A 24,109-nucleotide genomic window follows, 5' to 3' on the forward strand; every position below is an offset into this window, starting at 1 on the left:
AGATATGAGCCTTAATAATCAACCATTAATCATAAAGTTAGGTGGCGCTGCGCTATCTTGTGGTGAAACACTTAGCAAGTTATTTGGTGCTATCTCTGCTTACCAACAACAGGCACAACGACCAATCGTGATTGTTCACGGCGGTGGTTACCTTGTTGATGATTTGATGAATAAGTTGAACCTTGAAACGGTTAAGAAAGAAGGGCTACGTGTTACTCCTTATGATCAGATTCCTGTGATCGCTGGTGCGCTAGCGGGCACAGCCAACAAATTGCTTCAAGGTCAGGCGATTAAAGACGGCATCAACGCCGTTGGTTTGAGCCTAGCTGATGGTGGTTTATGTAAAGTCAGCGAGCTGAACCCTGAATTGGGTGCGGTAGGTAAAGCGGAGCCGGGCGACTCCACCGTCCTGCAAGCGATTCTTAATGCTGGCGCACTGCCAATCATTAGCTCGATTGGTTTGACTGAGCAAGGCCAACTGATGAACGTCAATGCAGACCAAGCTGCTGTAGCTGTAGCTGGCGCGCTTGATGCTGAACTGGTACTGCTTTCTGATGTCAGTGGTGTATTGGATGGTAAAGGCCACCTGATTCCAAGCCTTAATCAGCAACAAGCCGATGACCTTATTAAAGGTAAAGTGATTACCGATGGCATGATCGTGAAAGTACAAGCTGCACTAGAAGCGGCTAATGACCTAGGACGACCAATTGAAGTTGCAACCTGGCGATACCCAGACAAGCTGACACAACTTTTTGCAGGTAAGAGCATAGGAACACAGTTTTTACCTCAGTAGACCTCACTACGAGTTACTACTAAAGAATTTAGATAAACAGATTAAACATATAATTATTAAAGTGATTTCCAACGCTGACCGCCATGTGCAGTATGGAAACTAGGAGAAAGAAAATGAGCAAAGTTAACGTAAAGAAAGTTGTAGTAGCCTACTCTGGCGGTCTAGACACATCAGTAATCATCCCATGGTTGAAAGAGAACTATGACTGCGAAGTTATCGCATTTGTTGCTGATGTAGGCCAAGGCGATGAAGAGCTGATTGGAATCGAAGAGAAAGCAAAAGCTTCTGGTGCGTCTGAGTGTTACATCGCTGACCTTAAAGAAGAGATGGTGGCAGATTACATCTACCCAACGCTAAAAACTGGCGCTTACTACGAAGGTAAATACCTTCTAGGTACATCAATGGCTCGTCCAATCATTGCGAAAGCACAGGTTGAAGTTGCACGTAAAGTAGGTGCAGACGCTCTATGTCACGGTTGTACAGGTAAGGGTAATGACCAAGTTCGTTTTGAAGGTGCATTTGCTGCACTAGCACCAGACCTACACGTAATTGCACCTTGGCGTGAATGGGATCTAGTGAGCCGTGAAGAGTGTCTAGACTACCTAGCTGAGCGTAACATCCCTTGTACGGCTTCTCTTACCAAGATTTACTCGCGTGATGCAAACGCATGGCATATCTCTACAGAAGGTGGTGTTCTAGAAAACACATGGAACGCACCTGATGAAGATTGCTGGGCTTGGACTGTAGACCCAGAGCAAGCGCCAAACGAATCTGAAACAGTGACGCTTAAAGTTGAAAAAGGTGAAGTGGTTGCGGTTGATGGCGAAACAATGACGCCATACAACGCGCTGGTTTACCTAAACGAGAAGGGTGCTAAACACGGTGTTGGTCGTATCGATATCGTAGAGAACCGTCTTGTTGGTATGAAGTCTCGTGGTTGTTACGAAACTCCAGGTGGCACAATCATGATGGAAGCACTACGTGCAGTCGAGCAATTGGTTCTTGATAAAGCGGCATTCGAATTCCGTGAAGAGCTGGGTGTTAAGGCTTCTCACCTTGTATATGACGGCCGTTGGTTCACTCCGCTATGTAAGTCAATTCTTGCAGCAACAGATGAGCTAGCACAAGACGTGAATGGTGAAGTGGTTATCAAACTTTACAAAGGCCATGCAACCGTGACTCAGAAGCGTTCTGACAACAGCCTGTACTCAGAAGAGTTTGCAACCTTTGGCGAAGATGAAGTTTACGACCAAAGCCACGCTGAAGGTTTTATCCGTCTTTACTCGCTATCAAGCCGTATCCGTGCTCTGAATAGCCAAAAGTAATCCGAACAATGAGTTAGTGAGCTAGCCTTTAGCGAAGGTTGAAGGCCAGTAAACAGACATCATTATGCAAAGCCCATTTACTATTGATTAGTGAGTGGGCTTTTTGCTTTCTGTTTGTTTAATAAATCAGCTTCGGTTTTTACTGTCGAATGGCATATAATTCGCGCTCCACGCTGAAAATAATCAACGGATTGAGTTCTTGGTGAATAAATATGTGAAAATAATGAATTAATACTTTATTTTCATTTTGAATTGCCGTAAGTTTAAACCATCAGAAAAATACTGAATCTTAATCAGAATTATCATTTGCAAAAAACAGTGAGCACTGTGCAATTAGGAGATACACAATGGCATTATGGGGCGGTAGATTTACCCAAGCAGCAGACACCCGGTTCAAAGATTTTAACGATTCTCTTCGTTTTGATTACCGATTGGCTGAGCAAGACATTGTGGGCTCTATTGCCTGGTCAAAGGCTCTACAATCGGTCAACGTTCTAACAGAAGAAGAGCAGCAAAGACTAGAGCTTGCACTGAACGAGCTAAAACTCGAAGTGATGGAAGACCCTGAACAGATCTTACGTTCTGATGCAGAAGATATTCACAGCTGGGTTGAGCAACAACTTATCGGTAAAGTCGGTGATTTGGGCAAAAAACTTCACACTGGCCGTTCTCGTAATGACCAAGTGGCGACCGACCTTAAACTATGGTGTCGTCAACAAGGTAACCAACTGCTACTCGCGCTTGATCGCCTGCAAAGCCAAATGGTGAATGTTGCTTCTCAGCATCAAGAAACCGTGCTTCCTGGCTACACTCACTTGCAACGTGCTCAGCCGGTAACTTTTGCTCACTGGTGCTTGGCTTACGTTGAAATGCTTGAGCGTGATTATTCTCGTTTGAATGATGCGATTAAGCGTCTAGATACATGTCCGCTGGGTTCTGGTGCCCTTGCAGGAACTGCTTACCCGATGGACCGTGAAGAGTTAGCTCACAACTTAGGTTTCCGTCGTGCAACGCGCAACTCTCTAGATTCAGTTTCTGACCGTGATCATGTGATGGAGCTGATGTCGATCGCTTCTATTTCAATGCTTCACCTTTCACGTCTTGCAGAAGATATGATTTTCTACAACTCAGGTGAATCGAACTTCATCGAGTTAGCGGATACCGTGACGTCAGGTTCATCTCTGATGCCACAGAAGAAAAACCCTGATGCGCTCGAACTTATCCGTGGCAAAACTGGCCGTGTTTATGGTTCATTAGCCGCAATGATGATGACAGTGAAAGCCCTGCCTTTGGCGTACAACAAAGATATGCAAGAAGATAAAGAAGGTCTGTTCGACGCTTTAGACACTTGGAATGATTGTATGGAAATGGCTGCTCTTTGTTTTGACGGCATTAAAGTGAACGGCGAACGTACACTTGAAGCAGCGAAACAAGGCTACGCGAACTCAACCGAACTGGCTGATTACCTAGTAGCGAAAGGCATTCCTTTCCGTGAAGCTCACCATATTGTTGGTGTGACGGTAGTGGCGGCGATTGCTAAAGGCTGTGCATTAGAAGAGTTAACCATCGCAGAGATGAAAGAGTTCTCTGAGGTGATTGAAGAGGATGTGTATGACATCCTGACCATTGAATCGTGTCTTGAAAAACGTAGCGCGCTAGGCGGTGTATCACCACAGCAAGTGGCTTACGCGGTTGACCAAGCTGAGAAGCGTTTATCACAGCGTGACACTTCCATCGTGAAGGTTCGTCCTGCTCGTCTGACGGATATTGAAGCGTTGGAAGGCATGGTGGCCTACTGGGCGAACATGGGTGAAAACCTACCTCGTTCTCGTAATGAACTGGTGCGTGATATTGGCTCGTTTGCTGTCGCAGAACATCATGGTGAGGTGACAGGTTGTGCATCACTCTATGTGTATGATTCTGGTTTAGCGGAAATTCGCTCGCTCGGTGTTGAGGCTGGGTGGCAAGGTCAAGGGCAGGGTACAGCGATTGTGCAGCACTTGGTTGATAAAGCACGACAAATGGCCATTAAGAAGGTGTTTGTACTGACTCGTACTCCAGAGTTCTTTATGAAGCATGACTTCTTACCGACATCAAAATCTCTGCTACCTGAGAAGGTGCTGAAAGATTGTGACCAGTGTCCTCGTCAACACGCGTGTGATGAAGTGGCCTTGGAAGTGAACTTGGTAGAGCAGATCATCGCTAAGGTTAATGTTGCATAAAGCATTGATTTTATAGTCCCTAAAAAAAAGATCAAAAAATTGATCTTTTTTGGGAACAAATTAAGAAAAGTCCGGTCTATTAAAGTACCACTGCTTTTTCTTAGAATTTTCTAAGAAAGCCCTAGAATCGATTGGTTCTGGGGCTTTTTTCTATCTGCTGTTTGGGAAATGATGATGGCTTGCTAAGTCGGGTCATTTAATTTGGCATCTAGCCTTTATCGCTTATCTAGTCTTTATCACTTATCTAGCAACGTCTCTCTGTTAACGCTTTTTGTTCCTTAAAGGCAGCACGACAAACTTCATTATCCAATGTAACGACAGCAAGCCACTGAATGCGAAAGCGGCCATCATCAAAGCGATGGCATTGATGGTTTTTGGGTCTTCTTTGAAAAACAACCACCATGCTCCCCAACTTAAAATCGACAACACCATCAGCTGATTCATGCAGCGCTGGCAGCGGCCGAGTTTGTTACGGATTTTTTCACTTTTATTGCAATGAATGCATGTCATCTTGGGTTTGATTCGCGTTATGCTTGTTGCCTTGATAATAACACGTCACAAGATATTGGATCACGGTGACACAGAGAGAGAAAGTCGATGATTGAGCGCCAAGAAACCAAACAACGCATGAGCCGTATTGTTAAACACAACGGCACTATCTACCTATGTGGCCAAGTGTGTGCTGATGCAACCAAAGACATCACTGAGCAAACACAAACGATGCTGGATAAAGTGGAAGCCCTACTTGAGCAAGCGGGTAGCGACAAAGAACACATGCTGTCAGCAACGATTTACTTGAAAGACATGAAAGACTTCCAAGAAATGAATGCAGTTTGGGATGCATGGGTTCCAGAAGGTCACGCTCCAGCTCGCGCATGTGTGACGGGCGACATGGCTCGCGAAGCGCTGCTTGTTGAGATCTCTGTGATTGCTGCTGAGAAGTAATCGCTAAGCCTTTAGCGACAAGCAATGGCTTCAAGAGATTCCAGATACCTCGTCCCTCGGTTCTGGAATGACGGTTAAGTTTTGGTTTAGCTGATGCGTCACTTTGGTCTGCTTCAGCTTAGATGCGTTTTTAAAACTACCATCACACTGATTGGCTTCGGCTCAGATGTGCGTTAAAAGTTACGTCATTCCCGAAAGCGACGAAGGAGCGTAATCGGGAATCTGTTATTTGCTCGTTGCCAAAAACAAAAAGGAAAGCCAATGGCTTTCCTTTTTAGTATCTAGTTTCTGTTAATAGAGCAAACTGCTAGTTTTGCAACGACCTGAGATTAACAACCAGGGCCACAATCTAGACAGTGTTTCACCATCTCTGGACCAAGATGCAGTTTCGCATTGAGGTCACGTAGCGCTGTTCGTACACCTTCTTCAATTACTGGGTGGTAAAATGGCATATCCAACATTTCAGAAACCGTCATCTTTTTCTGGTGTGCCCATGCGAGTAAGTGAGCCAAATGTTCTGCGTTTGGTCCCATCATCTCAGCACCAAGGAAACGGCCTGTACCTTGCTCGCCGTATACGTGCAGAATACCTTTGTTGCGAAGCATCACTCGTGAACGACCTTGGTTCTCGAAAGACACTTCACCGGTTGCGAAACAACCACATGTGCCTAAGCGGGTTATGATCTCTTTGTATGTTTCGCCAACCATCGCGATTTGTGGGTCAGAGAATACCGCAGAGATTTTAGAGCGGCGTAAGCCTGCGCGAATCTCAGGGAAGCGACCTGCATTATCACCCGCAATACGTGCTTGGTCAGCTGCTTCATGTAGCAGAGGCAGTTGGTTACTTGCGTCACCAGCAATAAAGACTGATGGTAGCGATGTTTGTAGCGTGTAGTGGTCGGCGATTGGCACACCACGTTCATCAAGCTCTAGAGAGGTATTCTCTAGGCCAAGCTTATCAGTGTTAGGACGACGGCCTGTTGCTGCCAGCACATACTCAACGATGTTAGTTTCTAGTTCACCTTGCTTATTGATGAACTGGATTTCGACGCGATCTTCACCTGATTCTGTGGTAATGCGCTTCATGCTTTCAATTTTCACATCAGCATCAAGGTAGAACTCTTCATTGAAGGCTTTATCTGCATACGCCATGATCTCTGGGTCGGTTACTGGACCCACTTGACCACCCAAACCGAACAGTTTGGTCTTCACACCTAAGCGATGCAGTGACTGACCAAGCTCTAGGCCAATAACGCCCGGGCCAAATACCGCAACCGACTCTGGTAAATCATCCCAGCTGAACACGTCATCGTTAATGATTAGGCGGTCACCAAGTTCATTCCAAACTGCAGGGTATGCAGGGCGAGAGCCGGTCGCGATAACAATACGCTTAGCGGTGACAACCGTGTGGTCATCGATTTGTAGCGTGTTGTCGTCTAAGAACTTTGCGTAGCCAGAGATCTTGTCTTGCTCTGGGATTTCATCAACACCTTCTAAAACAAAACCAACAAAACGGTCACGTTCAAATTTCACTCGGTCCATCACTTCACGGCCGTTAATCACGATATCACCTTGTGGGTGAACGCCAAAAGCCGGAGCTTTCTCGATGTGATGTACACTTTCTGCAGCTGCAATAAGCAGTTTAGATGGCATACAACCAACACGAGCACAGGTTGTACCGTAAGGGCCGCCTTCAATCATCACGACACTGTCAGTGTGTGCTTTTGCAGCGCGGTAAGAACCTAGACCTGCCGTACCGCCCCCGATAACTGCTACATCTACATTGACTTGTTTCATAATAATTTTCTCGCAATGGCTAAATTTAGTGTGAACGAACCCCTCCAACTCTGGTGATTTTGTTGAGAGTCAGGATTGCGGTTCAGTTTTGTGATTCTGTTTTATTAGGTTTAGCTTGTGATTCAGCTTTTTGTTACTCACTGCTTCTTGTTACTAACTATAGGTTAGTTAAAAGTTGGCGAGTCAGAAGCTGTATCTTTTTCCAAAGCTCAGATAAGAGTGGTTTGGAATAGCTAACCCACAAGAGGGTGGGTTAGCTGGTATTACTAAGCTATTTAATTACTTAGGTTATTTAATTGCTAAGCGTTTATTAGCGACTAAGTGATTAACCTAGGAAAGTTTCTAGTTCTTCGCTACCACCGATGTGTTTGCCACCGATGAATACTTGAGGAACGGTAGTGCGACCAGAGATTGCACGTAGACTTACTGTTGTTGCGTCTTTACCTAGAACCACTTCTTCGTAGTTTAGACCTTTGTCGATTAGGTTCTGTTTCGCTTTCATACAGAAAGGACAGCCTGGCTTAGTGAATACTGTGATTGACTCTTGCTCTTTGTGTTCAGGAGCAAGGTAGTTAAGCATAGTATCAGCATCAGAAACCTTGAACGGGTCGCCTGGTACGTCTTCTTCGATGAACATTTTTTCTACCACGCCGTTTTTAACCAGCATGCTGTAGCGCCATGAACGTTTGCCAAAGCCGATGTCGTTTTTCTCAACTAGCATACCCATGCCGTCTGTGAAGTCGCCGTTGCCATCTGGGATGAATGTGATTTTTTCAGCTTCTTGGTCTGCTTTCCATGCGTTCATTACGAACGTGTCGTTTACAGAAACACAAAGGATGTCATCAACGCCGTTTTCTTTGAATACAGAGTGCAGCTCGTTGTAACGAGGTAGGTGGCTTGAAGAACATGTTGGTGTAAACGCACCTGGTAGGCTGAATACGATAACTGTCTTGTCTTTGAATAGCTCTTCCGTCGTTACGTTAACCCATGCATCACCTTGGCGAGTTGGGAATGTTACTTGAGGGATTGATTGACCTTCTTTAGATGCAAACATATTGATTTCCTTAAATAGTATTTTAATTTTGTTCTATCAGAGCTTAACGTTTTTCTTTGCTCTGTTTCGTTTCGTTGAGCCCATTATTAGATAAATCCTTTGATAGCTCTAATCGTTTGATGTTATGGTTTTGATAGGTAAATTCTATCAAGAGCATTTTTCTTTTAAATGTTTCGATTAAAACCCTTGTTCTTATTAAAACCTGAGGTAAGAGACTGAGCATGAACATTCGTGACTTTGAATACTTGGTGGCGCTCGCTGAGCACAAACATTTTCGAAAAGCAGCAGAAGCGTGCTTTGTAAGTCAGCCGACATTGAGCGGTCAGATACGCAAACTGGAAGATGAAATTGGACTTCAGTTAACCGAGCGTAGCCCAAGGAAGGTAATATTTACAGAATCAGGTTTACAACTTGTTGAGCAAGCCAAGCGCATTCTCAACGAGGTAAAGACTTTTAAAGATATGGCAAGTGGACACGGTGAAGCGATGACGGGGCCGATGCATATTGGTTTTATCCCGACCGTTGGCCCGTACATTTTGCCTAAGATCATTCCTTATCTAAAAGAGAGTTTCCCCGATCTTGAGCTTTACCTACACGAAGCGCAGACACATCAGTTAGTGAGCCAGTTAGAAGATGGCAAACTTGATTGCTTGGTGCTGGCTGCGGTAGATGAAACGGCGGCGTTCAAAGAGATTGATGTCTATGACGAACCATTAAGCGTTGCCGTACCGTGTGATCATGAATGGGCACAGCAGGACGCTGTCGATATGCTGCAATTAAATGGACAAACCGTACTTGCGCTGGGTGATGGTCACTGCTTACGAGATCAAGCTTTGGGCTTCTGTTTTGCTGCGGGTGCAAAAGATGATGAGCGCTTTAAAGCGACCAGCTTAGAAACGCTGCGTAACATGGTAGCGGCAGGGGCGGGCATTACCTTGTTACCTCAGTTATCGGTTCCAAAGGAAAAGCAGAAAGATGGCGTGTGTTACGTGCCAGCGGTGAATCCAACACCTTCACGTCGCATTGTTGTTGCTTATCGACCGGGCTCTCCGCTAAAGGGGCGTTTTGAGCAACTGGCTGAGGCTATCCGAACTCAATTGGAAAAAACGGTTTAGCACTCGAGTTTAGAGCGGAGTTCGTTCAGATGTAGATATAAAAAAGGGTTGATATGAATTCATATCAACCCTTTTTTGTTGGTTCATCTTACTCGGTTCAACAAACCCTAGCTAGAATAGCTCTTCTACTGCTTCGCCTGATGACGTTGAGTAGATGTCATCATTGAAACGTTCAGTGATGTACTCAGTTGGCTCTGTGCCTTTCTCGAAGTACTCGAACATTGATGAGCTATCGAACTTATTAGTCAGTAAGCCAGTTTCACGGTCGATACGAACACGAACGATGTTCTCCGGAATCTCTTTACGCTCAGCAGGAACGCCCGCTAACGCCGTACCCATGAAATCAACCCATGCAGGCTCTGCCGTTTTAGCGCCCGCTTCGGCACCGGTAATCTGGCTCTTGCCAAGGTTAGAGTTCGCTTTAGTTCGACCTAGGTTACGGTTGTGGTTATCAAAACCAACCCATACCGTTGCCACCATGCCAGGGCCGTAGCCGCTGTACCATGTATCTTTCGAGTCATTGGTTGTACCGGTTTTACCGCCAATGTCACGACGCTTCAACGGCTGAGCTCGCCAACCTGTACCATTCCAACCTGTACCAGCACTCCAGTCACCGCCGCCCCAGATATTGCTGTACATCATTTCACGAACAAGGAATGCGTTCTGCTCAGAGATGACTTGAGGCGCGTATTGCACTTTGGCATCCACATCTTGCTCTGCAAACTCATCGGCCATTGGGTCTGTGGCAACCTTATGATCGCAATTGTCCTTACAAACCACTTTTGGTGTCGCTTCGAATTCAGTCTCACCAAATGGCGTTTCAATACGGCTGATGTAGAAAGGTTCAACGTAGTAGCCGCCATTAGCGAATACTGAGTAACCTTGAGCTACCTTCATTGGCGTTAAGCTACCCGCACCTAGAGCAATGGTTTCAGAACGAGGTACTTCGTCAATATCAAAACCAAAACGAGTTAGGTAGTTACGAGTATCATCTAAGCCAACTTCACGCAGCACACGCACAGCCATTACGTTTTTAGATTGAGCTAAGCCAATACGTAAACGCGTAGGACCCACGTAGGTCGGTGGTGAGTTCTTTGGTCGCCATGCGGTACCTTGGCTCTTATCCCATTGATTGATAGGCGCATCGTTGATCAGTGATGCTAACGTTAAGCCTTTATCAATCGCCGCTGAGTAGATAAATGGTTTGATACCAGAACCCACCTGACGAATAGATTGCGTCGCACGGTTGAATTTGTTGTGAACAAAGTTAAAGCCACCCACCATCGACAATACCGCGCCGTTGTTCGGGTTCATTGCAACAAAAGCAGTGTTCGCATTGGGTACTTGGCTTAGTCGCCATTCAACAGGTGTTTCTGACTTCGCCTCTGCTGACTCTTCTGTCGGCTCTTCAGATACTTCGTCTCCTGTAATTGCTTCATGGCGAACCCAAACTTGCTCACCAACAGCAAGAATCTCTTTCGCTTGAGAAGGGGCTGGTCCTTGGCGATTATCCGTTAGGAATTTACGCGCCCAGTTCATGCCTTGCCACTCAATAGTGCCTTCGCCTTGGTTTTTAACCCAAACTTGAGCGCTTTTCGAATCAACCGCGGTAACAACCGCAGGGACTAAGTCACCATAGGTTGGTTGAGACTTAAGGTGTTTAACGATTTGTTCCTGATCCCAAGCTGATTGAGCCGTCTGCCACAATACTTTTTCTGCACCACGGTAGCCGTGACGCTCATCGTAGCCAAGTAGGTTCTTAATCGCCGCTTGGTTCGCTGCTTTTTGCAGTTTCGAATCAACGGTCGTGTAAACCTTCATACCTGATGTGTAAGCGGCTTCGCCATAGCGTTCAACCATCCACGCACGTGCTACTTCAGCAACATACGGCGCGCTCAGTTCAATCTCTGCACCGTGGTATTTCGATATCAATGTCTCGCTACGAGCTTCATCGAACTCTGCTTGAGTGATGTATTTCTCGTCTAACATACGACGTAATACCACGTTACGACGGTGAGTCGCGCGCTCAATCGAATAGATAGGGTTCATCGTGGATGGTGCTTTTGGCATACCCGCCAGCGTAGCAATTTCACTCAGGGTGAGCTCAGGGAGATCCTTTCCGAAATAAACACGCGCAGCCGCGCCAAAACCGTACGAGCGATGACCAAGGAAGATCTTATTTACATAAAGTTCCATGATCTCTTCTTTGCTAAGCAGTTGCTCAATGTGGATCGCAATGAAGATCTCTTTGATCTTACGCATGATCTTTTTCTCATTAGATAAGAAGAAGTTACGCGCAAGCTGCTGAGTAATGGTACTCGCCCCTTGTTTGGCTGAACCCGACATTGCAACGACGAGCGCTGCACGGGTGATACCGATTGGGTCAATACCTGGGTGTTCGTAAAAACGGCTATCTTCGGTGGCAATCAGAGCTTCAACTAAGTGGCGAGGAATCTCGTCATAAGTCACTGGGTTGCGACGCTTTTCGCCAAATTGAGAGATCAACTTACCGTCTTGACTGAAGACTTGCATTGGCGTTTGGAGCTTCACGTCACGCAAAGTGGCAACATCAGGCAACTCTGGTTTTACGTAATAATAAAACCCAAAAATTGTACTGACTCCAAGAATCATGCAAATCAATGTAAATATGAATAATCGCTTTATGAACTTCACCGGATAATCCCTGATTAGTTAAGGCTGATAAGCAGCAAACCCTTGTACTCTAGGCTAAAAACTTAGCTTTCGTTTATTAACGCTTATTTAACTAATAATCACAACCCCTAGATAATCAACGAAATGCTTGGCACTTCAGGAGCTAGGTCACATGGGTTCATCATTAATTACAGGTATAGATATAAATCATCACAGCATCAAAGCCGTGGTACTAAAACCCGTGGGGGAGCTGTATGCCCTAGTGGGATACAAAGAGCTGCCGATTTCGGACGACATTTTTACAGCTAACCATACTTTGGAGTATCAGAAAACTGTTAAGAAACTTAAAGAACTTAGGAAAGGGCTGCCTTTTGGCTGTTGCAACGTCGCCATTTCAGTACCTGATAACACGGTGATCAGCAAAGTACTGCAAATAGAGAGTGAGTTAGAAGACAGAGAAAAAGAGTTTTCGATCTATCAAACCTTTGCTCATCAATCTCCCTTTCCGATAGAGGAGCTGAGTTTAGATTTTGTAAAGCTGGAAGACAAACGATTTGGTAAAGGTTCGACAAGCAGTTATCAGGTATACGCCACTCGTAAAGAAGTGGTGGATAGCCGAGCGGATGCTTTGACCAAAGCTGGTTTTAAACCTGTGGTGGTAGACACGCAGGCGCATGGGCTGCTTAACATCTGGCAAATGGCATCGCGCCTGTACCCCGAAAAGAAAAACTGGCTGCTGGTGGATGTGGGAATCGACCAAACGTCGTTAGGCATTATTCCACAAGGTTTGGTTCCGTTTTATAAAGATATCGCTTTTGGTACCAAAGATCTTCGCAGCAATGGTGCTGCAAGTGATATCGAGAGTGTGTTCGCCACCACTGAAGATACACATCAATTTATTGTTAACCTGATTGAGAAGCTCAAGCGTCAATTGCAGCTCTATTCCTCGGGAAATGCGCAGCAACCTATCTCAGGGATCTGGCTGATGGGCGAGGGCGCCAGCATTCCGATGGTAACCGAAGAGCTAGAACGTCATTTTCAGATGAGCTGCGAGTCATTGAATCCTTTGTCTCTATTTGAGAATAAGGTGGCGAAGCGACGTCGATTACCAACGAATTGGCAACATTTCGGTATTGCGGCGGGTATGGCGATGAGTGGACTCAAGTGGCAGGGAGAAAAGCATGTTGCATCAAATTAACCTGCTGCCGTGGCGTGATGAGATTCGCGCTCAGCACAAGAAGCGCTTTATCCATCTGATCATTCTTGGCGTCATCATCGCGCTTGCAGGGCAATGGGCGGTTGGTCACTATTTTTACGACCAACAAGCCAAGCAGCAAGCACGTCTTAGTTACCTCAATCGATATATTGTCGAGCTCGACCGACAAATTCAGTCATTAAAGGTCGCAGAGCAGGAGCATAAAGCGATTCTGACTAGGCTTGATGTGGTCGAATCGTTGCAGCTTGGTCGCAACAAGACCACCGACTTTATGAATCTGATGCCGGAGCTTATTCCTGAGGGCGTGTATGTCGACAAGATAAAGATGAATGGTCAGGAGATTGAAATGTCGGGCATCAGCGACAGCACCGCTCGTCTCGCCACCATGTTGGACAACCTCGAGCGTTCAGATTCTCTGAAAGGGGTCGAGATGCACTCTATCGTTCATAACCGCAAGCGCTTTAATAAAGAGTTTCAGACCTTCAAGGTCTCTTTTGTGTTTAGCCCTGTGTCTTTAGAAAGCACAACCGCGAGCAGAAAAGAGAAGGGGGCGCATCATGGCTAACCTTCAAAATAAGATTAGTTGGCAAAACAGGATGAGTTTGCAAGATCTCGATGTTGATGAGATCACCGAATGGCCATTGTTGCCTCAGCTTCTCGTGATTCTGGTGTTGATAGTGTTAATCCAAGGTGTTGGCACTTGGCTTTATGTGCTGCCGCTCGACGATGAACTGCAACAGATGAAGCAACAGGAGCAGACCTTAAAAGCGACCTTGAGAATAAAGGCCAATAAGGTTGCGGCCTTACCTAAGCTTCAGAGCCAGCTGGATGAGCTAACTAGCCGTTATGACTATCTATTGGAGCAATTGCCCGTTCAAAAAGAGCTAGCCAGTATGTTGGCCTCTGTGAACGAGCTTGGATTGGATAATAAGCTGACATTTACGCGAATTGACTGGGGGCAGAAGCAGAACAAAGAGTTTCTCTATCGTTTACCGCTCAACATCGAGCTGACGGGTGACTACCACGAGATTGGTGATTTCTCTGCGGCCATTGCTAAGCTGCCACGCATCATCAGCTTTGATGACGTGAATTGGCAGCGAGTCAGTCAAGAAAGTAGCACGCTGCACTTCAGGGTTCGAGCTTATACCTACCAATTTAAATCGGAGGTCAATGATGAAACCCAATAGCGTGTTTTATTCAACATTACTATTGCTTGTGCTCACAGGCTGTAAAGCGAATGAAGATTCGTTAGAAGACTTTGTAGTGCAAGTTGAGGCCAAAGCGAGAAAAGAGGTGGAACAATTGGTTCCTGCGACTGAGTTTTTGGCCGCTACTTATCAGCGCCGAGCCTTTCGTCCTCCGTTTGAACTGCCTAAAGAAGCTATCGTGCAAAACCAGCCTTTAGTTAAGAAGGACTGTTGGCAACCTAGCGCGCGTTCTCGTAATGGGAAATTAGAAAAGTACCCGTTGAGTAAGCTTCGTTTAAGAGGCGTCATGGGAAGCGGAACAAGTGTGTTTGGGTTAGTGCAAACACCCAAAGGGAACGTGGTAAACGTCAAAAAAGGCCAGTTTATCGGCTTAAACAACGGCCGAGTTACTAAAGTGACGAGCCAGTACGTTCAGATTAATGAAACTCTTCCAGATGGCTTAGGTTGTTGGCATAAGCGCAACGTTAGACTGGCTCTGAAGTAAACCAATGTCACATGATGTGGATATGAGATGTAAATATGATTAAAGGAATAAGTGGATTAGTGAGCAAGGCTCTACAAGGTTTTGCTGTGTCTGTGATGTTGGTCTTTAGTGTGCTCAGTCACGCCGAAAGCTTACCTAATCAATTGGAGAATATTGATTTTAGGGTAAACAAAGATAAAGACGCCGTCATTATTATTGAGCTGGCAACCAGCACCGCTGTGGTGGATGTTCAACGTGCTCAGGAAGGGTTAAGTATCGAATTACTCAATACTCAAGTTAATGACGATAAGCTTTATCTTTTGGATGTGAAGGATTTCGCGACCCTAGTGGAAGGTATTGAAGTCTATAAAGAGACGCCCAGCACACGACTGTTGGCGACGATCGCTGGTGACTATCAGTATGAATATAACCTAAAAGGTCGTTTCATAGAGGTGGTGATCAGCAAGCCTGTTATCAATGAAGCGACCAAAGAGAAAAGCGTTTTAGAAAAAGAGGGCAAACTGATATCGATTAACTTCCAAGATATCCCGGTACGAAATGTCCTGCAGCTGATTGCTGACTACAACGATTTCAATCTCGTCGTGTCTGACTCGGTAGCTGGTAACCTAACTTTACGTTTAGATGGCGTACCTTGGCAGCAAGTTCTCGACATTATCTTGCAAGTTAAAGGACTAGATAAGCGCGTTGATGGCAATGTTATTTTGGTGGCGCCAAAAGCAGAACTCGATCTTCGAGAGCAACAAGCGTTAGAGAAATCTCGCTTAGAAGAGGAGTTAGGGGAGCTTAAGTCGGAAATCATCAAGATTAATTTTGCTAAAGCCACCGACATTGCCGACATGATTGGCGGTGAAGGTGCGGTGAGCATGTTGTCCGATCGTGGCTCGATCACCATTGATGAACGCACCAATTCTCTATTGATTCGTGAACTGGAAGAAAACATTGCCGTGATACGAGGCATCATTGAATCTTTGGACATCCCCGTGAAGCAAGTCCAGATAGAGGCGCGCATCGTAACCGTTACCGAGGGTAACCTTGATGAGTTAGGGGTGCGTTGGGGTGTTTCTTCCACCAACGGTAGCTTTAAAGTTGGCGGCTCGATAGAGGGCAACCACCCATCGCAAATTACGCCGTATGACGATAATGGTGGGAACAGTGCGATTGACGATTTCCTCAACGTTAATCTAGGGGCGACATCTCCTAATGCATCAAGCATTGCGTTTCAGGTGGCTAAACTGGGTTCAGATACCTTGCTTGATCTTGAATTGTCGGCACTACAACAAGAGTCAAAAGCTGAGATTATTTCCAGCCCACGTTTAATCACCACCAATAAAAAACCCGCTTATATTGAGCAAGGTACTGAAATTCCTTATTTAGAGTCGTCTTCAAGTGGTGCTACTTCGGTCGCATTTAAGAAAGCAGTGTTGAGTCTTAAGGTGACACCACAAATCACGCCCGACAATCGTTTGGTATTGGATTTAAGCGTGACCCAAGATAGGCCAGGGCAAGTAGTAAAAACCGGAACGGGTGAGGCTGTTGCCATTGATACTCAACGCATAGGGACGCAAGTTCTTGTTAATAATGGTGAAACAGTCGTACTTGGTGGAATATTTCAGCACAGTGTGAGCAGTACAGTGGACAAAGTTCCTCTGTTAGGAGACCTGCCAGTTTTGGGTGCATTATTCCGTCGTAGCTATGAAAATGTGGGTAAAAGTGAACTACTTATTTTTGTTACACCCAAAGTTGTGATTCAGTAATGAACAATTAGATTAAAAATAAAGTTGCATTAGTGGCACCTAACCTTGATAATTTCGGGTCTTATCACGAATTATCTGTGAGGAATCGGTGCCACGGGCCTTTTAATTTCAGTACTTGTACTGACCTACCTTGTGGCGATGTCATTGAATTAACGTTGTAAATTACTGCTAAAAACATGGCTGAGAAACGCAATATTTTTCTTGTTGGCCCAATGGGCGCCGGCAAAAGTACAATTGGTAGACACCTAGCTTCCCAACTTCATATGGAGTTTCTAGACTCTGACACTGTGATTGAAGAGCGCACTGGCGCAGACATCGCATGGGTTTTTGATGTTGAGGGCGAAGATGGTTTCCGTAAGCGCGAAGAATCTGTAATCAACGATCTGACAGAAGAACAAGGTATTGTTCTTGCGACAGGCGGTGGTTCAGTGCTGAGCAAAGAAAACCGTAACCGTCTATCTGCACGAGGCATTGTTGTATACCTAGAAACAACAATTGAAAAGCAACTTGCTCGCACTAACCGCGACAAGAAACGCCCTCTACTTCAAACAGACAACCCGCGTGATGTGCTAGAAGATCTAGCTGTATCTCGCAACGCACTATACGACGAAGTGGCGGACTACACAGTTCGTACCGACGATCAAAGTGCAAAAGTGGTAGCCAACCAGATCGTAAAAATGCTAGAAGAACGTTAAGTTCATTTTTTTCGGAGAGCAAACCCATGGAACGGATTACGGTCAATCTAGCTGAGCGTAGCTACCCTATCTCTATTGGCGCCGGGTTATTTGAAGACCCGGCGTACCTTTCTTTTTTATCAGGCAAACAGAAAGTTGTTGTTATCAGTAATGTGACAGTAGCGCCTCTTTATGCCGATAAAATTTTATCGTTGTTGGATCAAGTAGGCTGTCAAACTTCTCTTTTAGAGTTGCCAGACGGTGAGCAATACAAAACACTTGAAACGTTCAACTCAGTGATGAGCTACATGCTTGAAGGAAATTACAGCCGCGATGTGGTGGTGATTGCTTTGGGTGGTGGTGTTATCGGTGATTTGGTCGGTTTTGCTGCCTCTTGCTACCAGCGCGGTATTGATTTCATTCAAATCCCGACGACCCTTCTTTCTCAAGTGGACTCCTCTGTAGGCGGTAAAACTGCAGTGAACCATCCCCTTGGCAAGAATATGATCGGCGCTTTTTACCAACCAAAATCTGTCATCATCGATACTAACTGCTTATCAACGCTTCCAGAGCGTGAGTTCGCAGCGGGCATTGCTGAGGTGATCAAATACGGCATCATTTACGATGAAGTCTTTTTTGATTGGTTGGAACAGAATCTAGAGAAACTTTATCAACTAGATGAAGATGCACTGATTACCGCGATTGCTCGTTGTTGTGCAATTAAGGCTGAAGTGGTTGCTATAGATGAAAAAGAGTCAGGAATCAGAGCGTTATTGAACCTAGGTCATACATTTGGTCATGCGATCGAAGCAGAACTAGGCTATGGTAATTGGCTACATGGTGAAGCTGTGTCGTCAGGCACTGTAATGGCAGCGAAAACCGCTCAATTACAGGGACTGATCTCTCAGCAGCAACTTGAGCGAATTATTTCTATACTCAAGAATGCGAAACTGCCAATCCATACGCCAGAAAGCATGTCTTTTGAAGACTTTATGAAGCACATGATGCGTGATAAAAAAGTGCTGTCTGGTCAGTTACGTTTGGTATTACCAACAAGTATTGGTACCGCTGAAGTGGTCGCTGATGTGCCTCAAGACATCATTAAACAAGCGATTGATTTCTGCCGTACTCTTTAAATTTGGTTGTGAGGTTGCCTAGCTAAATTCTAGGCAGCTGAAGCGTTTTACTGATCGATCTTATCAGTAGGGATCCCCAATGAGTTTGGCTCATGAATTAAGAGTATTAGAGTTAGAGTCTCAAGTTGAGCTGCTAGAGCGCTTACAGCTTTTGACTAACTTTGGTTCAAACCTTGTAACGGTTGCGGGCAAAGCTGGCTCTGGCCGATCTTGGTTGGCTCAACGTTACCTTGAAGCATGGTCGACAGAAAAAAATCAGTGTTTACTGCTTTGTCACCCAAGCCAAGACGATCAACAACGTCGCGCGCTTATTCTTAGCCAAATTGTTTCTGATCCCCTGTTTAATCAACATGATTCTTTATCAGATAGCCTCGCAAGGCTACTGGATGGAGAGTCGTGTAATGTGGTTATCGTTGTAGATGATGCCCACCGACTGTCTGAGTTATTGGTATCCGAATTATGGATGTTGGTACTTGAAGCTCAATCAAACCCTCAATGGACGATCAATATCGTTCTCTTCTCGGAAATTGGCCATCTAGACACGCTACTAACACGTCTTAGTTACGGGCAACCACACAAGCCTATCGACCTCGAAATCGATGATCTTTCTCAACCAGAAGCGGAACATTTCTTTGAATCCCTAGTGATTCGATATGTTGATGATGAGTCTGAAACTCGCGTGCGACGTGCGTTTAATAAAGCGCAACCTTTGCCTGGCGAGTTAATGGCTTTAGGAGAATTGAAAGTGGAAAAAAGGATTATTATTCGCTCAATTATTGGCTCACCCATCAATATCGCGATGGTGGTGGCCTTGTTGTTGGTTTTAATTGGTGGTGGCTATTGGTGGATGTTCAGTCAACCAACCCCTGACGATAAAGCGCAATCACTTATCGCTCCCATTGAACAAACCGCTATCCCAACGTTTGAAGTGGAAAGTGGTACCAAGCAAGCCGGAGTCGACGGGTCTTCAGATTCTGAAGCCGAAGCTGACATGAGCTATCAAGGTGCTGACGATGACAGTTCATCTTTACCACCGGTTGTGGTGGAAGGTACAGCCAGTGTTGGTGAGGTGAAACAAGAGCAGCAACGTGTGGTGATTACTTCTGATGTGGTTGATGCCTTGCTTGATGACAAGCCGAAAAGTGCCAATACCAGTGCGATTGATGCTGCCGTAGAAGAAAACACAAGTGCCGCGGTTAGCGCGCAACCTGATGCGGCGAAAAACGAGTCACAAGCTTCAGTTGATGAAGGTGCTGACCTAACTGAATCAACACCGCCGACGAAAAAGATCACCTTCTCATTTGCTCGCGAAGAGTTACAAGCTATCTCGCCACGCGCTTATACCTTACAGCTGAGCGCGATGACGTCATTAGAAGATGTTCAGTCTTTTATTGAAGAATATGACGTCGAGGACAAGGTTCGTATTTATCCAACACTTCGTAACGACACCAAGTGGTTTATTATCACTTATCAAGATTATCCAACGATTCAAGTCGCGCGAGATGCCGTAAGTGCGTTATCAAAACCACTTCAGCAGTTGGAACCTTGGGCAAAATCGATGAATCAAGTGCATCGAGAGATAGAACGTGCGAAATAACCCTGAGCTTAGCCTCAAAATATGTTACATTCCGCAGCCTTATTTTTGAGTTGATAGATAGAGCAGTAAATGAAAAAGCAGCGTGCCTTTCTAAAATGGGCTGGTGGTAAATATGGCCTAGTTGAAGACATCCAACGTCACCTGCCACCTGCTCGTAAATTGGTAGAACCGTTTGTCGGTGCCGGCTCAGTATTTTTGAATACTGATTTTGAACAGTACCTGCTTGCAGATATCAATCCCGATCTTATCAACCTATACAATCTACTTAAAACCGATCCTGAAACCTATATCACTGAAGCGAAGCGTTGGTTCTGTCCGGAGAATAACCGTAGAGAAGTGTTCTTAGATGTTCGCGCTGAGTTCAATGGTACAGATAACGTCATGTATCGCTCGTTAGCTTTCTTGTACATGAACCGATTTGGCTTCAATGGCTTGTGTCGTTACAACAAGAAGGGCGGTTTTAACGTTCCATTTGGTTCTTATAAAAAACCTTACTTTCCAGAAGCTGAGTTGGAGTTTTTTGCTGAGAAAGCGAAGAAAGCGACGTTTGTTTGTGAAGGTTATAGCGAGACCTTTAGCCGCGCCCGTAAAGGCTGTGTGGTTTATTGTGATCCTCCTTATGCGCCATTGTCTAGTACTGCTAACTTTACCTCTTATGCGGGTAATGGCTTCAGCTTAGATGATCAAGCGGCCTTGGCTGATGTTGCAGAAAGAGCGGCAATGGAACGAGGCATCCCTGTCTTGATTTCAAACCATGACACTACCTTAACGCGCCGTTTATATCATGGTGCGGAACTGAACGTGGTCAAGGTTAAGCGCACCATTAGCCGTAATGGCGCAGGGCGTAATAAAGTTGATGAGTTACTGGCACTTTTTCATAAAGAGAAAAACCAGCAGCACGCTTCAATAGAATTGTAGTCGTCAGTATAACCCTCGAACTCATTAAATTGAGTGACCAACGGGTACTTTCATAAACTAATCTTTCGAACTGCTAGAATCTGCTTAGGTGCTTAGGTAGAATTGCACACCAAATAGTCTTGGGATTGAGTCTTGTCTTCGTGTACGAGATGTCACAAGGCGGTGATATTCGCAATTTACTCACTCTTAAGAGGTTTGGTATGAAAGATTTTCTAATCGCTCCATCGATTTTGTCTGCAGATTTTGCTCGTCTTGGTGAAGACGTAGAAAAAGTACTCGCAGCCGGTGCCGACGTTGTGCACTTCGATGTGATGGATAACCACTACGTACCTAACCTGACTTTTGGTGCACCGATCTGTAAAGCGTTGCGCGACTACGGCATCACGGCTCCTATCGATGTTCACCTAATGGTTAAGCCAGTAGACAGCATCGTACCTGAGTTTGCTAAAGCCGGCGCATCAATGATTACCTTCCACGTTGAAGCGTCTGAGCACGTTGACCGTACTCTACAGCTAATCAAAGAACACGGCTGTAAAGCGGGTGTCGTACTTAACCCAGCAACGCCACTTTCTTGCCTTGATTACATCCTAGACAAAGTCGACATGATTCTACTGATGTCAGTGAACCCTGGCTTTGGCGGTCAATCTTTCATTCCACACACACTTGATAAGCTGCGCGCTGTTCGTAAACTTATTGACGAATCTGGCCGTGATATCCGCCTTGAGATTGATGGCGGCGTGAAGGTAGATAATATCCGTGAAATCGCAGAAGCGGGCGCAGACATGTTTGTTGCAGGTTCCGCTATCTTCAATCAACCAGATTACAAAGAAGTGATTGATGAGATGCGTGCAGAGCTTGCAAAAGTAAACGCATAAAAGTAGAACTAGGGTCTGTTGACCTAAAATCAAAAAATTTAAATTAAGGGGCTAATTGGCCCCTTTTTTACGTCTTGGAGCTCAACTCATAAGACGAACATAATAAATAGGAAAGTAAGATGTCATTAAGCTCAATAAAACTGATTGCCTTTGATTTGGATGGAACCTTGTTAGATAGCGTGCCTGATTTGGCTGTCGCCGCTGACCAAGCTTGTCAGGAACTGGGTTTTTCTTCAGTAAGCGAAGAACAAGTTCGCGACTATGTGGGTAATGGTGCTGATGTTCTTATTGGACGTTCATTGAGCCGTAATCTTACGGTTGATCCAAGCCTTGAACCTGATCTTTTGAAGAAAGCGCGTATCCTGTTTGATGATTTCTATGAGCAGGGCGGCCATAAGCTAAGCCACCTTTATCCATCAGTTAAAGAGACGCTAGCAGAGCTAGACAAAGCGGGCTTCACCATGGCACTTGTAACAAACAAGCCATCGAAATTTGTACCAGATGTTCTGGCGCAGCACGGTATCGATAAGTATTTTGTTGATGTGTTGGGTGGCGACTCTTTCCCAGAGAAAAAGCCGAACCCAATAGCGCTGAACTGGTTGCTAGAAAAGCACAATGTGAAGGCTGAAGAGATGCTAATGGTTGGTGATTCAAGCAATGACATCAAAGCGGCTAAGAACGCAGGTTGCCACTCGTTTGGTCTGACTTACGGCTATAACCACGGTGAGCCGATTTCAGTATCAAACCCTGACTATGTCGCAGACAACATTGCACAATTACTAGATGTCGTTCTAGTTTCAGCATAAAGCGGACAAAAGTTAGCTAACCTACTAGCAAAATACTTATCAATGAGTACACTGGATGAGCCGTACAGAAGAGCTGTGCGGCTTTCTATTTTAAAGTTAAGAAGCTAAGTTTTTCAGATACTACGTTAAGAAACTAAGTTAACGAGCTTAGCGAACAAGCAAAGGAATTAAAAGCATGAGCAAGCCCATCGTATTGAGTGGTGTTCAACCATCTGGTGAACTAAGTATCGGTAACTACTTGGGTGCTCTACGTCAATGGCAACAGATGCAAGATGATTACGATTGCCAATACTGTGTTGTAGACCTTCACGCAATTACGGTTCGCCAAGATCCGAAAGCACTGCATGAAGCGACTCTAGACGCATTAGCAATCTGTCTTGCTGTCGGTGTTGATCCAAAGAAGAGCACGCTATTTGTTCAGTCACACGTACCAGAGCATGCTCAACTTGGTTGGCTTCTTAACTGTTACACACAAATGGGTGAACTGAGCCGTATGACTCAGTTTAAAGATAAGTCTGCACGTCACTCAAATGACGTAAACGTAGGCCTATACGACTACCCAGTGTTGATGGCTGCAGACATCCTGCTTTACGGTGCTCACCAAGTGCCAGTAGGTAGCGACCAGAAACAACACTTAGAGCTAGCGCGTGATATCGCAAATCGCTTTAACAACATCTACGGCCCTGAAACGCCAATCTTCCAAGTGCCAGAACCTTACATTCCAACAGTGAATGCACGTGTAATGAGCCTGCAAGATGCGACTAAGAAGATGTCTAAGTCGGATGACAACCGTAAGAACGTAATTACTCTGCTAGAAGAGCCTAAGTCGATCATCAAGAAGATCAACAAAGCGCAGACTGACGCAGAAACACCACCACGTATTGCTCACGATTGGGAAAACAAAGCGGGTATCTCTAACCTAATGGGTCTGTACTCTGCGGCGACGGGTAAAACGTTTGAAGAGATCGAAGCGCAATACCAAGGCGTTGAAATGTACGGTCCGTTCAAGAAAGATGTAGGCGCAGCATTGGTTGAGATGCTTGAGCCAATCCAAGCTGAATATCACCGTATCCGTGCTGACCGTGCTTACATGGACGCAGTAATGAAAGCGGGTGCAGAAAAAGCCTCTGAGCGCGCTGCCGTGACACTGAAAAAAGCATACGAAGCAGTCGGTTTTGTTACTCGCCCTTAGATTGGCATGTAAATCACTTTAAAAATCACTAATTATAAATAAAAGGTCACCTTTAATAGGGTGGCCTTTTTTATTAGTGATTACTAATTTAATGTCAAATCACTTAAAGCAAAATGAAAACAAAAAATGAGTAATAGCTCTAATTTTTACCACGTTATGTAAAAAAATGTTGCTTAGCCTCGAGTTCTGTTGGAACTGGACAGTGAGTCAAAAGAGTGAAAAGTCACTAGCGATTAATCTCTCATTAAAATGCTGAATTACTTTTGTGTGTTTCATAAAAAAGAGACATTGGCTGAATAAGATAATAACGCTGATTTTTGCCATAAGTCATAATGTGTAGAGACTTC

The 24,109-nt window shown here is 45.1% G+C and carries 22 protein-coding genes; 17 read left to right on the forward strand and 5 right to left on the reverse strand.

What is annotated here, in order from left to right; all coding sequences use genetic code 11:
• The first annotated feature begins 4 nt into the window (after positions 1-4).
• The 3 genes from argB to argH all read left to right on the forward strand — a co-directional run bounded on the left by argB (position 5) and on the right by argH (position 4,340).
• Positions 5-793, forward strand: a complete 789-nt coding sequence (gene argB / locus NX845_RS15080; protein ID WP_017080193.1) for an acetylglutamate kinase — start codon at positions 5-7, stop codon at positions 791-793.
• Between the two features lie 113 nt (positions 794-906).
• A complete protein-coding gene (locus NX845_RS15085) occupies positions 907-2,118 on the forward strand; it encodes an argininosuccinate synthase (protein WP_009848894.1) in 1,212 nt (403 codons plus the stop codon).
• A 347-nt stretch (positions 2,119-2,465) separates the two neighbouring features.
• Complete coding sequence (gene argH, locus NX845_RS15090; RefSeq protein WP_004729676.1) at positions 2,466-4,340, forward strand: argininosuccinate lyase; 1,875 nt, start codon at positions 2,466-2,468, stop codon at positions 4,338-4,340.
• A gap of 261 nt (positions 4,341-4,601) precedes the next feature.
• On the opposite strand, the gene NX845_RS15095 is transcribed toward argH, so the two are convergent.
• A complete protein-coding gene (locus NX845_RS15095; RefSeq protein WP_029235154.1) occupies positions 4,602-4,850 on the reverse strand; it encodes a DUF3624 domain-containing protein in 249 nt (82 codons plus the stop codon).
• Between the two features lie 87 nt (positions 4,851-4,937).
• On the opposite strand from NX845_RS15095, the gene NX845_RS15100 reads away from it, so the two are divergent.
• Entirely contained in the window at positions 4,938-5,285 is a 348-nt protein-coding gene (locus NX845_RS15100) for a RidA family protein (protein ID WP_004729674.1), read from the forward strand.
• A 329-nt stretch (positions 5,286-5,614) separates the two neighbouring features.
• Here NX845_RS15100 and NX845_RS15105 read toward each other — a convergent pair whose 3' ends face one another.
• The 3 genes from NX845_RS15105 to NX845_RS15115 all read right to left on the reverse strand — a co-directional run bounded on the left by NX845_RS15105 (position 5,615) and on the right by NX845_RS15115 (position 8,358).
• A complete protein-coding gene (locus tag NX845_RS15105) occupies positions 5,615-7,081 on the reverse strand; it encodes a dihydrolipoyl dehydrogenase (RefSeq protein WP_017088972.1) in 1,467 nt (488 codons plus the stop codon).
• Between the two features lie 325 nt (positions 7,082-7,406).
• Positions 7,407-8,135, reverse strand: a complete 729-nt coding sequence (locus NX845_RS15110) for a glutathione peroxidase (RefSeq protein WP_004729672.1) — start codon at positions 8,133-8,135, stop codon at positions 7,407-7,409.
• A 43-nt stretch (positions 8,136-8,178) separates the two neighbouring features.
• A complete protein-coding gene (locus tag NX845_RS15115) occupies positions 8,179-8,358 on the reverse strand; it encodes a hypothetical protein (RefSeq protein ID WP_017080197.1) in 180 nt (59 codons plus the stop codon).
• Here NX845_RS15115 and oxyR point away from each other — a divergent pair.
• The gene (gene oxyR, locus NX845_RS15120; RefSeq protein WP_076648692.1) at positions 8,357-9,250 is read left to right on the forward strand and encodes a DNA-binding transcriptional regulator OxyR; all 894 of its coding nucleotides are present in this window, start codon (positions 8,357-8,359) and stop codon (positions 9,248-9,250) included. The two genes, NX845_RS15115 and oxyR, sit on opposite strands and share 2 nt — an antisense overlap.
• A gap of 111 nt (positions 9,251-9,361) precedes the next feature.
• Here the strand turns inward: oxyR and NX845_RS15125 are convergent, their stop codons facing one another.
• Positions 9,362-11,923, reverse strand: coding sequence for a penicillin-binding protein 1A (locus NX845_RS15125; protein WP_019350879.1), 2,562 nt, complete (start codon positions 11,921-11,923; stop codon positions 9,362-9,364).
• A 151-nt stretch (positions 11,924-12,074) separates the two neighbouring features.
• Here NX845_RS15125 and pilM point away from each other — a divergent pair, with 151 nt between their 5' ends.
• From pilM to trpS, 12 genes are all read left to right on the forward strand, one after another.
• Entirely contained in the window at positions 12,075-13,100 is a 1,026-nt protein-coding gene (gene pilM / locus NX845_RS15130; protein ID WP_260256968.1) for a type IV pilus assembly protein PilM, read from the forward strand.
• Positions 13,084-13,683 carry a PilN domain-containing protein gene (locus tag NX845_RS15135; RefSeq protein WP_260256969.1) on the forward strand — a complete coding sequence of 200 codons (600 nt, stop codon included), beginning with the start codon at positions 13,084-13,086 and terminating at the stop codon, positions 13,681-13,683. Before pilM ends, NX845_RS15135 begins: the two co-directional genes overlap by 17 nt.
• Positions 13,676-14,305 (forward strand): type 4a pilus biogenesis protein PilO, encoded by a 630-nt coding sequence (locus NX845_RS15140; protein ID WP_004729667.1) that lies wholly within the window; start codon positions 13,676-13,678, stop codon positions 14,303-14,305. The genes NX845_RS15135 and NX845_RS15140 overlap by 8 nt, the downstream gene beginning before the upstream one ends.
• Positions 14,289-14,810, forward strand: coding sequence for a pilus assembly protein PilP (locus tag NX845_RS15145; protein ID WP_017085981.1), 522 nt, complete (start codon positions 14,289-14,291; stop codon positions 14,808-14,810). The genes NX845_RS15140 and NX845_RS15145 overlap by 17 nt, the downstream gene beginning before the upstream one ends.
• Positions 14,811-14,845: 35 nt before the next feature.
• Positions 14,846-16,564 carry a type IV pilus secretin PilQ gene (locus NX845_RS15150; RefSeq protein WP_065606431.1) on the forward strand — a complete coding sequence of 573 codons (1,719 nt, stop codon included), beginning with the start codon at positions 14,846-14,848 and terminating at the stop codon, positions 16,562-16,564.
• A gap of 176 nt (positions 16,565-16,740) precedes the next feature.
• The gene (gene aroK / locus NX845_RS15155; RefSeq protein ID WP_004729664.1) at positions 16,741-17,259 is read left to right on the forward strand and encodes a shikimate kinase AroK; all 519 of its coding nucleotides are present in this window, start codon (positions 16,741-16,743) and stop codon (positions 17,257-17,259) included.
• Between the two features lie 26 nt (positions 17,260-17,285).
• Complete coding sequence (gene aroB, locus NX845_RS15160) at positions 17,286-18,374, forward strand: 3-dehydroquinate synthase (RefSeq protein WP_004729663.1); 1,089 nt, start codon at positions 17,286-17,288, stop codon at positions 18,372-18,374.
• A gap of 79 nt (positions 18,375-18,453) precedes the next feature.
• Complete coding sequence (locus NX845_RS15165) at positions 18,454-19,971, forward strand: SPOR domain-containing protein (protein WP_260256970.1); 1,518 nt, start codon at positions 18,454-18,456, stop codon at positions 19,969-19,971.
• Positions 19,972-20,040: 69 nt separating this feature from the next.
• The gene (locus NX845_RS15170; RefSeq protein ID WP_215515368.1) at positions 20,041-20,889 is read left to right on the forward strand and encodes a Dam family site-specific DNA-(adenine-N6)-methyltransferase; all 849 of its coding nucleotides are present in this window, start codon (positions 20,041-20,043) and stop codon (positions 20,887-20,889) included.
• Positions 20,890-21,089: 200 nt separating this feature from the next.
• Complete coding sequence (gene rpe, locus NX845_RS15175; RefSeq protein ID WP_029222055.1) at positions 21,090-21,764, forward strand: ribulose-phosphate 3-epimerase; 675 nt, start codon at positions 21,090-21,092, stop codon at positions 21,762-21,764.
• 119 nt (positions 21,765-21,883) lie between these two features.
• On the forward strand, positions 21,884-22,570 hold the full coding sequence (locus NX845_RS15180; protein ID WP_017088968.1) for a phosphoglycolate phosphatase: 687 nt from the start codon (positions 21,884-21,886) through the stop codon (positions 22,568-22,570).
• 175 nt (positions 22,571-22,745) lie between these two features.
• Complete coding sequence (gene trpS / locus NX845_RS15185; RefSeq protein ID WP_004729658.1) at positions 22,746-23,762, forward strand: tryptophan--tRNA ligase; 1,017 nt, start codon at positions 22,746-22,748, stop codon at positions 23,760-23,762.
• Positions 23,763-24,109: the final 347 nt, after the last annotated feature.

It is taken from the genome of Vibrio sp. NC2 (genome assembly GCF_025195005.1).
Taxonomy (GTDB): domain Bacteria; phylum Pseudomonadota; class Gammaproteobacteria; order Enterobacterales; family Vibrionaceae; genus Vibrio; species Vibrio splendidus.